Annotated in this window: 10 protein-coding genes; 9 read left to right on the top strand and 1 reads right to left on the bottom strand. The window is 72.6% G+C overall.

The window, feature by feature from the left end; genetic code table 11:
* The first annotated feature begins 286 nt into the window (after positions 1–286).
* From HUW36_RS16730 to HUW36_RS16700, 7 genes are all read left to right on the top strand, one after another.
* Positions 287–1,528, top strand: a complete 1,242-nt coding sequence (locus tag HUW36_RS16730; protein ID WP_174529028.1) for an ABC transporter substrate-binding protein — start codon at positions 287–289, stop codon at positions 1,526–1,528.
* Between the two features lie 61 nt (positions 1,529–1,589).
* Positions 1,590–2,489 carry a carbohydrate ABC transporter permease gene (locus HUW36_RS16725; protein ID WP_174529027.1) on the top strand — a complete coding sequence of 300 codons (900 nt, stop codon included), beginning with the start codon at positions 1,590–1,592 and terminating at the stop codon, positions 2,487–2,489.
* Positions 2,486–3,385: a carbohydrate ABC transporter permease gene (locus HUW36_RS16720; protein WP_174529026.1), complete on the top strand. Its 900-nt coding sequence runs from the start codon at positions 2,486–2,488 to the stop codon at positions 3,383–3,385. Before HUW36_RS16725 ends, HUW36_RS16720 begins: the two co-directional genes overlap by 4 nt.
* Positions 3,382–4,389 carry a hydroxyacid dehydrogenase gene (locus HUW36_RS16715; protein ID WP_174529025.1) on the top strand — a complete coding sequence of 336 codons (1,008 nt, stop codon included), beginning with the start codon at positions 3,382–3,384 and terminating at the stop codon, positions 4,387–4,389. Before HUW36_RS16720 ends, HUW36_RS16715 begins: the two co-directional genes overlap by 4 nt.
* Positions 4,390–4,432: 43 nt before the next feature.
* Positions 4,433–5,320, top strand: a complete 888-nt coding sequence (locus HUW36_RS16710) for a Gfo/Idh/MocA family protein (protein WP_174529024.1) — start codon at positions 4,433–4,435, stop codon at positions 5,318–5,320.
* Positions 5,321–5,412: 92 nt separating this feature from the next.
* On the top strand, positions 5,413–6,429 hold the full coding sequence (locus HUW36_RS16705) for an NAD-dependent epimerase/dehydratase family protein (protein WP_174529023.1): 1,017 nt from the start codon (positions 5,413–5,415) through the stop codon (positions 6,427–6,429).
* Between the two features lie 8 nt (positions 6,430–6,437).
* Positions 6,438–7,493, top strand: a complete 1,056-nt coding sequence (locus HUW36_RS16700) for a dihydrodipicolinate synthase family protein (RefSeq protein ID WP_217428826.1) — start codon at positions 6,438–6,440, stop codon at positions 7,491–7,493.
* A gap of 47 nt (positions 7,494–7,540) precedes the next feature.
* On the opposite strand, the gene HUW36_RS16695 is transcribed toward HUW36_RS16700, so the two are convergent.
* A complete protein-coding gene (locus HUW36_RS16695; RefSeq protein WP_174529022.1) occupies positions 7,541–8,761 on the bottom strand; it encodes a response regulator in 1,221 nt (406 codons plus the stop codon).
* 84 nt (positions 8,762–8,845) lie between these two features.
* Between HUW36_RS16695 and HUW36_RS16690 the strand changes: the two genes are divergently transcribed.
* Both HUW36_RS16690 and HUW36_RS16685 read left to right on the top strand, forming a co-directional pair.
* Positions 8,846–10,018, top strand: a complete 1,173-nt coding sequence (locus HUW36_RS16690) for a DegT/DnrJ/EryC1/StrS family aminotransferase (RefSeq protein ID WP_217428825.1) — start codon at positions 8,846–8,848, stop codon at positions 10,016–10,018.
* A partial coding sequence (locus HUW36_RS16685; protein ID WP_174529021.1) for a dihydrodipicolinate synthase family protein occupies positions 10,015–10,286 on the top strand: 272 nt, incomplete at its 3' end. The genes HUW36_RS16690 and HUW36_RS16685, both read left to right, overlap by 4 nt.

Below are 10,286 nucleotides of genomic sequence, written 5' to 3'. Positions count from 1 at the left end.
GCTGTCGCCGACCAGCTCCGGCGGGCGGGTGTTCCGCTCGCGGTACGGCGACGCGGGGCCGGTCGGGCGTCACCGGGCGCGACCGGCGTCGATGCCGCCGTGCCGGCCCGCCCCGATCGCGGTGGGCACCGCTCATCGGTGTTCCTGACTATTAAGGGCATGGTCCGATCTGTACGGCCGAGCGCACGAGCAGTGACGATGCAACCTCGATCCAATTCGGCTCTAGTATCGGCCCGGACCGTAAGTTACTGTACTGCCCACCTGACCTCCCCCGGAAGGATGCGAGATGCGTGTTCGCAAGAGCCTGTCGGCCGTGGCGGTGGCGCTCGTCGCCGCGCTCGCGGCCACGGGCTGTGGTGGTTCCGACTCCGGTGACTCCGGCAAGAAGACCGTGACGATGTGGATCTACCCGGTGATCTTCGACGAGGCGAAGCACCGCGCGTACTGGGACGAGACCGCCAAGGCGTTCCAGGCGGCCAACCCGGACATCGAGATCAAGACCGAGATCTTCCCGTGGGCCAACCGGGACCAGGCACTGGCCACGGCGATCGCCGGCAACAAGGGACCGGACGTCGTCTACCTCATCCCCGACCAGCTGCCCAAGTACGCCCGCAACATCGAGCCGGTCGACGGCTACCTCTCCGACGAGGCCAGGGCCGACTACCTGCCCAACGTCGTCGAGTCGGTCACCATCGACGGCAAGATGATGGGCGCGCCCCTGCTGACCAGCGCGGTCACGCCGATCTGCAACAAGAAGGTCTTCGCCGCGGTGGGCCAGAGCACCTACCCGGCCAACTGGAGCGAACTGCTCGCCATGGCCCCGACCTTCAAGGCCAAGGGATACGACGTGACCGCGTACGCGGGCGACGTCAAGAACACCCTCAACCAGACCTTCTACCCGTTGCTCTGGCAGGCCGGTGGCGACGTGTTCAGCCCCGACGGCACGTCGGTGGCCTTCAACGGGCCCGAGGGCCGCAAGGCGCTGGCCTTCGCCAAGCAGCTCGTCGACGGTGGACACGTCGACAAGAGCCTGCTCACCACGCTCCCGCCCATCGAGCAGACCCGCATCGCGCAGAACAAGGTCGGCTGCGTCTGGCACGTCCTGCCGGCGGAGATCGAGAAGTTCTGGGGCAAGGAGAACATCAAGGCGCTGCCCCACTTCACCGAGACGAAGCAGATCGGCTACGGCACCGTCGGCTCGCTGTCCATGTTGCGCAACTCCGACGACAAGAAGGCGGCCGGCAAGTGGATCGCCTTCGCCTCCGACGCCGAGAACGCCAAGAAGTACGACGTCGCCGCGAGCTTCTTCTCCGCCAAGAAGTCCGTCGGTGCGCTCTACGCCGACGACCCGGTCCTGGGCGAGCAGGAGAAGCAGGTCGCCAACAGCACCGTCGGCCCGCTGAACGAGAAGGCCCGTGACGTCCAGGGTGTCCTCGCCCCGGAGATCCAGGCCGCCCTGCTCGGCAAGAAGTCGGTCGAGCAGGCGCTCGACGACGCGGCCAAGGCCGCCGACCCCCTGCTCGGCTAGTTCGGACGTGGCTCGCGGTGGACGGCTCCCGTCCGCCGCGAGCCGCCGGAAAGGTTGTCAGATGGTTGCCCTACCGACAATCCGCCGACGGCGCGTCCGCGGTCCGTCGGCCCGGGAGGCGGGGACGGCGCTGCTGTTCGTCCTGCCGTTCCTGGTGTTGTTCGCCCTGTTCCGCTTCGGCCCGGCGATCGCCGGAGTGGTGCTCGGCTTCACCGACTACACGATCGGCGGCGACACCGGCTTCGTCGGGGTCGACAACTTCCGTCGGCTGGCCGACGACCCCACGTTCTGGTCGGCCCTGCGGGTGACCGTCGTCTTCACCGCGCTGTCCGTACCGATGTCGATGCTGGCGTCGCTGGGCACGGCGCTGCTGACCCGCCGGGCCTTCCGCGGCGCGAAGGTGTTCCGGTCGGTCTTCTTCCTGCCCGTCGTGACCAGTCTGGTGCTCGCCGGCGTGGTGTTCAGCTGGGTCTTCGCCGACGGGGGGCCGTGGTCGCGGGCGATGGGCGCGCTGGGGCTGCCGCAGCAGTCGTGGCTGGCCGACAGCGTGCTGGTCGTGCCCGCGCTCGTGCTGGTCGCCGTCTGGTCCCGGTTCGGCTACGGGATGCTCATCCTGCTGGCGCGGCTGCAGGAGATCCCCGCCGAGCTGGAGGAGGCGGCGCTCACCGACGGCGCCTCGGCCTGGCAACGCTTCCGCTACGTCACGCTGCCGCAACTTCGGCCCGCGCTGTTCTTCGTGGCCGTCATCGAGACCACCGTCGCGGTCCAGGTCTTCGACATGATCTACGTGATGACCGGCGGTGGACCGGTGCGGGCCAGCTACAGCCTGGTGTACCTGCTGTACGACCAGGGCTTCAAGTACTTCGACCTGGGCTACGCCAGTGCCATCGGGGTGGCGCTGTTCGTGATGACCATCGTCGTGGCGCTCATCCAGCGGCTGACCCTCGGGAGGGAAGAATGACCGACACCATCGTGCCCGCCGCCCCGGTGGCCGCGCCGGCGGCCGCGCCCACCCGCCGGCGGCGGCCCTACCGGGTCGGCCGGGCCGGTCGGGGGTGGCTGGCCACCCGCACCGCGCTGCTGCTGGTCGGCGCCGCGATCACGCTGTTCCCCTTCTACGCGATGGTCGTGCTGTCGTTCAAGCCGACCGGGCCGGTGACCTTCCCGGACAGCCTGCTGCCCTGGCCGTTCTCCACCGAGGCATACGACCAGGTGATCGGCGCGAAGAGCGTGCTGCGCTGGATGTGGAACACCGTCGTCTACTCGGTCGTGTCCGTCGTCGGGGTGCTGCTGTTCGCCTCGATGGCCGGGTACGCGTTCGCCAAGAAGCGTTTCCCCGGCAAGGAGGCGATGTTCTGGTCGTTCCTGGCGATGTTGATGGTGCCCTACCACGTCACGATGATCCCGACCTTCATCATCATCTCCGAGCTGGGCGGGGTGGACACGTACTGGGGCATGATCGTGCCCACCCTGGCCAACGCCCAGGCCGTCTTCCTGATGCGACAGTTCATCGCGTCGCTGCCCGACTCGCTGTTCGAGGCGGCCCGACTGGACGGCTGCTCCGAGTGGCGGGTGTACGTGTCGATCGTGCTACCGCTGATCAAGCCGATCCTGGCCACCCTCGGCGTCTTCGTCTTCCTCTGGCACTGGAACGACTTCCTCTGGCCGCTCATCGTCGGCCAGAGCCTCGACATGCGGACCCTGACCACCGGCATCGCCTCCCTGCAACAGGAGAACGTGGCGCTGAACATGCTGCTCGCCGGATCCGTGGTGGCGTTCGTGCCGATCTTCACGGCGTACCTGATCGGCCAGCGTTACTTCCAGGAGGGCGTCGCGACCACGGGCATCAAGGGGTGAGCGCGCCGGTCGTCGCGGTGGCGGTGACCCCGCAGGTCCGCACCCTCTTCTTCGACGCCGACGCCTGGGCGGCGCTGCGCCGCCTCGGTGAGGTGCGGCTGCCCGCCGAGGACGACGTGGGTGACGAGACGGCGCTGGCCCGGCTGCTGGCCGACGCCGACGTGGTGGTCAGCGGCTGGGGCACCGCACCGCTGACCGCCCGGGTGCTCGCCGCCGCGCCCCGGCTGCGGCTGCTCGCGCACACCGGGGCCAGCGTGAAACCGTTCGTCACCCCGGAGAGCTTCGCCCGGGGCGTACGCGTCACCCAGGCCGGCGACGCGATGGCGTACGCGGTCGGGGAGCAGGCGCTCGCGCTGACCCTGGCGCTGCTGCACCGGCTGCACCGCTTCGACCACGCGCTGCGTACCGGCGTCGACTGGGCGACGGCCAAGGCGGCGCCGCCGCGGCGGGAGCTGCGCGGTGCCACCGTCGGAGTGGTCGGCGCCTCGCGCACCGGCCGGGCCTACATCGGGTTGGTCCGGGCGCTCGGCGCGCGGGTGCTGGTCGCCGATCCGTACCTGTGCGACGCCGACGCCGCCGCGCTCGTTGTCGAGCGGGTGGGCCTGGACGACCTGCTCGCCCGGTCGCTGGTGGTCTCGCTGCACGCTCCGGTGCTGCCGGAGACGACTCGGATGATCTCCGCGCGGGAGCTGGCGCTGATGCCCGCCGGCGCCCTCCTGGTCAACACCGCACGGGCGGCACTGGTGGACGAGGCCGCGTTGCTGGCGGAGTTGCGCACCGGTCGGCTCGACGCCGCCCTGGACGTCTTCGACGCCGAACCGCTGCCCGTCGACCACCCGATCCGTGCCCTGCCGAACGTGCTGGTGACGCCGCACGAGTCGGCCGGCACGGTGCAGTCGCGGCGGCGGGCCGCCGCGATCGTGTGCGACGAGGTCGACCGGTTCCTGCGGGGCGAACCGCTGCGCCACGAGGTGACCGTCGACCTGCTCGACACCACCGGCTGACCTGCGTCGCGGGCGGCCCGGGGGAGAAGTAGCCTCTGCGGTCATGCGCATCGCCCTCGCCGGACTCGCCACCAGCCACCCGTACACCGACGCCCGGACGTTGCGCGCCGACACGGCGACCGAACTGGTGGTGTGGGAGCCGGATCCCGAGCGGCTGGACCGGTTCCGGGCCGAGCAGCCCGACGCGGTGGTGGTGCCGGACCTGGGCGCGCTGCTGGCCACCGCCCCGGACGGGGTGGTGCTCACCGTGCCGACCTCCGGGGTGCCGGAAGCGCTGGCGCGGATCCTCGACCGGAAGCTGCCCTGCTTCGTCAACAAGCCCGCCGCCGCCACCCGGGACCAGCTCGGCCGGCTGGAGTCGGTGGTGACCCGCGCGCCCGAGCTGGTGCTGACCTCGTCCGTGCTGCGGTTCGCCCCGGCGTTCGCCGCCTTCGACGTGCCGCGCGAGGAGGTGCTCGCCGTCCGGGCCACCGTCCGGCACGACGTCGGCCTCTGGGCCACCGGGTACAACCCCTGGCAGGACGAGCCGACCGTCGGCGGCGGCACGCTGGTCATGATGGGCCTGCACGGCGTCGAGCTTCTGGTGGCGCTGCTCGGGCCGGCGGTCCGGCTGGTCGGGGCCGCCGCGACCGTGCGCCGGCATCGGGGCCTGCGCTCCGAGGACACCGGCCTGCTGGCGGTCCAGTGGGACGACGGCGTGCCCGGCACGGTCGAGGTGCTCGGGGTCAGCCAGGGCGAGGCGTACGAGGTGACCGTGTACACCGCCGCCGGCGAACGGCGGGTGGTGCTGCGCGGCGGGGCGGACGAACTCGGCTACCGCGCGACCGTCGACGCGTTCCTGGACATGGTGCGCGGCGCGCCGAGCCCGGTGTCGTGGGCGCAGACCCGGGCGGTGCTGGAGATTCTCACCTCGGCCCGCGCCCTGGCCTGACCGGGGGCGCGGATCCCGCGCCCCCGACACCTTGACGCCCCCTGAGCCGGAAGTTACGGTCATGACCGTTAATCCGGAAGGGGTGTGGTGGCATGCGTACCGTGGCGGATCTGGAGGAGCGCCTGGCCCGGCCGCGTGGCGTCCTGGTGGACGACCTGCGCAAGCTCGACGGGGACCTGCTGATCCTCGGCGCCGGCGGCAAGCTGGGGCCGAGCCTGGTCCGGCTGGCGCTGCGCGGCGTCGCCGAGGCGGGCACCGGCGCCCGGGTGATCGCGGTGTCCCGCTTCTCCGAGCCCGGCCTGGCCGACGCGCTGCGGGACGAGGGCGCGGTGGTCGTCGAGGCCGACATCACCGACGACGCCGCCCTGGCCGCCCTGCCCGACGCGCCGAACGTGGTCTTCCTGGTCGGCGCGAAGTTCGGCACCAGCGGCCGGGAACACGCCACCTGGGCGACGAACGCCTACCTGCCCGGCCGTGTGGCGCAGCGCTTCGCCGACGCCCGGATCGTCGCGCTGAGCACCGGCAACGTCTACCCGCTGGTGCCGGTGACCTCCGGCGGCTGCGTCGAGGCGACCCCGGTGCAGCCGGTCGGTGAGTACGCCATGTCCTGCCTGGGCCGCGAACGCGTGCTCACCCACTTCTCGGAGCGCCACGGCACCCCACTGGCGCTGATCCGGCTCAACTACGCCGTCGAGATGCGCTACGGCGTCCTCGTCGACGTCGCCTCCGCGGTCCTGGCCGACCAACCCGTCGACCTGACGATGGGGCACGCCAACATCGTCTGGCAGGGCTACGCCAACGAGGTGACCCTGCGCGCCCTGCACCACGCACGGACACCGCCGTTCGTGTTGAACCTGACGGGTCCGGAGCTGGTCTCGGTCCGTCAGGTCGCCACCGCGCTCGCCGACCGGCTCGGGCGGGAGGCGCGCTTCACCGGCACCGAGGCGCCGACCGCGCTGCTGTCCAACGCGCAGCTCTGCCACCGGCTGTTCGGCTACCCGGACGTGCCGGTCGCCGAGCTGATCGACCTGACGGCGGACTGGGTCGGCGGCGGACTTCCCCTGCTCGGCAAGCCGACCGGATTCCAGCGCCGCGACGGCAACTTCTAGGAGAGACCGTGTTGACCGCACCGGACACCCGACAGACCACGGCCCTGGCCCGGTTCCGGCGGGGCTGCGTCATCCCCGCCCACCCGCTCGCCCTCGACGCCGACCGGCGGCTCGACGAGCGCCGGCAGCGGGCGTTGAGCCGCTACTACCTCGCCTCCGGCGCCGGTGGCATCGCCGTCGGCGTGCACACCACCCAGTTCGCCATCCACGACCCGGCGGTCGGACTGCTCGCCCCGGTGCTGGAGTTGGCCGCCGAGACCGCCGCCGGCACGGACGCGATCCTGGTCGCCGGCGTCTGCGGCGACACCGCGCAGGCGGTCCGGGAGGCCGAACTGGCCGCCTCGCTCGGCTACCACCTGGTGCTGCTGTCGCCGTACGCGCCGCTGGACGAGGACGCCCTCGTCGAGCGGGCCCGGGCGGTCGGCGAGGTGCTGCCGGTGATCGGCTTCTACCTCCAGCCGGCGGTCGGCGGTCGGCACCTGTCCCGCGACTTCTGGGCCCGGCTCGCCGCGCTCGATTCGGTGGTGGGGATCAAGGTCGCGCCGTTCGACCGCTACCGCACCCTGGACGTGCTGCACGGCGTCGCCGCCGCCGGCCGGGTCGGCGACCTCGCCCTCTACACCGGCAACGACGACCACATCCTCGCCGACCTGGTGGCACCGCACCGGATCACCGTGGACGGCCGACCGGTCGAGGTGGAGTTCGTCGGCGGCCTGCTGGGCCAGTGGGCGGTGTGGGCGCGTACCGCCGTGGGTCTGCTGGAGGACGCCCGCCGGGCACGCGGCGGCGACGACGTCGCGCTGCGCCGGCTGCTCACCCTCGACGGTCACCTGACCGACGCGAACGCCGCGGTCTTCGACGCCGCCAACGGCTACCACGGCTGCATTCCCGGCATCCACGAGGTGCTGCGCCGCCAGGGCCTGCTCGCCGGCCGGTGGTGCCTGGACCCGGCCGAGGAACTCTCCCCGGGCCAACTCGCCGAACTGGACCGCGTGTACGCCGCCTACCCCCACCTGCGCGACGACACGTTCGTCGCCGAGCACCTCGACGAGTGGCTGGCCTGACCTCGCGGGCCCGGTCCGTGTCACGGGGGCACGGACCGGGCGCAGGGTCAGACGGTGAGGCGGTAGAGGGTCAACGGGCGGCCGCTGCTGCCCGAGGCGAGGTTGCCCAGCCGTTCGGCCAGGCCGGCCAGTTCCAGGCGGTGCAGCATCCGCCGGGCGGTGCGCTGCTGGATGTGCAACTGCTCGGCGACCTCGCGGCTGGTCAGCGGCTCGTCGCCGGCCGCGGCGCGAACCTCGCGCAGGCGCAGCAGGGTGGGTACCGACAGGCCGACCCGCTGGGCGATGACCGCCAGGTTCGCCTCCGCCGGCGGCGGGGTCGGCGTGGTGGACTCCAGCACGATGTCGGTCTCGCCGCGCAGTGACAGCACCGCGGTCGTCGACCCGACCCGCCGGGCCCGGCTCAACGCCCGGCGCGCCAGGTTCTCCGCCTCCGCGGCGCTGCGCCCCAACCCGAAGCCGATCTGCACGGCGCCGTGCCGGTCGGCCAGACGACGCAGCATCGGCAGCGCGGTGAAGCCGCCTGTCGCGTCGTGCAGCGGCCCGCGGGTGGTGACGATCAAGTACGTGTCGGGGGCGAACCGGGCCAGCGTCCCGCCGAGCGCCGCGACCTCCTTGAGCAGCCCGTCGTCGCCGCCGGGGAGGCTGGCCAGGCCGAGAGCGATCTGGGCGTCCTCCTGGGCCTGGCTGTTGGCCGCCAGCAGCACCTGGCGCAGCGCCGTACGCACCGAGTGGATCGACGGGGCCAGCCGGAACACCGGCATCTCGTGACGCAGCACCTCGTGGACGGAGCTGATGCAGGTCACCGCCACCTGCGCGCCGGCGGCGTGCTGCCGCCGGTGGAAGGCCACCACGTCGTCGGAGCTGAGACTTCCCCGGTACGGCAGGGTGCGGACGCGGTCGACCGGCAGGCCGGCCTCGGTGAACGTGGTCGCGACGTCGGCCCCGGTGATCGTGTCGATCGAGATCCGGGTGACGTCGTGGCCGTCGCGCAGCAGCCGGACAGCGGCCTGGAGCAGGGTCGCGCCGGTGTAGTCGACGAAGGCGGCCGGTCGGGTCAGCATGTTCGCCTCGCGGGCCAGGGTGTACGGCACCACGCCGGTGAACAGCCACGCCTCGACCTGTGTGCGGTGGGCCTCCACCAGCGCCGGGGTCTGGGACTCGTGGTCGTAGTGCAGCCGTCGGGCGGTGACGCCGGGCTGCTCCTCGCAGATGGCCGCCACGTCGTCGACGAGGTCGTGCGGTCCGACGACCCCTATCTCGATGGTCACGCGCTGCCTTCCGGTCGAAGGGTTGCATGTCTCGAGGCCCAAGATTACGGTCAGGCCCGGTATTTCTGGAAGCCAGGAGGGTACGTGTCTTTTCCCAGCATGGCCGATGCCGGTGGCCGGACCCTCGGCGCCGAGGAGCTGGACGCCCTCGCCGGGGTGCTCCGCTCGGGGATGCTCAGCTCCGTCTGGGGCACCGAGGTCCGGGCCCTCGAACGCGAGATGGCCGACCGGCATGGAGTCTCGCACGCCGTGGCCACCAGCTCGGGGACGGCGGCCCTGCACTGCGCCGTCGCCGCCGTCGCCCCCGACCCGGGCGACGAGATCATCACCTCCCCGATCAGCGACTTCGGCACCGTCGCACCGATCCTGGCGCAGAACGCCGTGCCGGTGTTCGCCGACGTCGATGCGGACACCGGCAACCTCGACCCCGCCTCCGTCGCCGCCGCGATCGGGCCGCGGACCAAGGCCATCCTCGCGGTGCACCTGTTCGGCGCCGCCGTCGACCTCCGGGCGGTGGCCGAGGCCGCCGGCGTGCCGCTGATCGAGGACTGCGCCCAGGCCTGGCTCGCCCGCTACCCCGACGGCCGGCTCGTCGGGACGGCCGGCGCGATCGGCTGCTTCAGCCTCCAGCAGTGGAAGCACATCACCTGCGGCGACGGTGGCCTGGCGATCACCGAGGATGCGGCGCTGGCCCGGCGGATGCGGCTCTTCGCCGACAAGGGCTGGCCGCGTGACGAGGCCCGCCGGCACGTCGGACTCGGCCTGAACTACCGGATGACCGAACTGGCCGGGGCCGTCGCCCGCGCCCAGCTCGCCAAGTTGCCCGGTGTGCTCGCCGACCGCCGCCGCACCGCCGCCCGGCTGCACGCCGCCCTCGCCGACCTGCCCGGCGTACGCCTGCCCGCCGACGTCGACGCGCACGCCTGGTGGCTCTTCCCGATCGTGCTGGACCCGCCCCTGACCAACGACCGGGTCGCCGCGACGCTCACCGCAGCCGGGATCCCGGCCCGCGCCGGTTACCTCGACCAGCCGTTGCACCACGCGCCCGCCCTCACCGACGCGCCGGTCTACGGCAGCTCCCGTTTCCCGCTCACCGTCCCGCCCGCCGACCGCGAGCCCGCGTACGGGCCGGGCACCTGCCCGGTCGCGGAGCGCCTGATCGACCAGACGCTTCTGGTGATCGACTGGAACGAGCGCTACACCGACGACCACGTCGACGAGATCGCCCGCGCCGTCCGGGCGGCGGTGACCGCGTGATCGCCCCGGCCGCCGCCGCGCTGCGCGACCGGCTGCGGTGGGCGCTCGTCGCGGCCGCCGCCACCCCGACCGACCGGGACGGCACGGTCGACGACGCGGTCCTCGACACCTACCTGTGCGGCCTGGCCGCCGACGGCGCCGACGCCCTGGCGGTGCTCGCCCACACCGGTCGCGGCCCCTTCCTGGACGACGCCACCCGCGCGCGGGTGGTCCGGCGGGCGGTCGCGACCGGCGTACCGGTGATCGTCGGGGTGGGCGGCCGGCCGGG

This window comes from Micromonospora maritima (assembly GCF_902825405.1).
In the GTDB taxonomy this organism is placed as follows: Bacteria; Actinomycetota; Actinomycetes; order Mycobacteriales; family Micromonosporaceae; genus Micromonospora; species Micromonospora maritima.
Note: the sequence above shows the minus strand (reverse complement) of the source record. Positions and strands in the feature narration are given on the sequence as shown.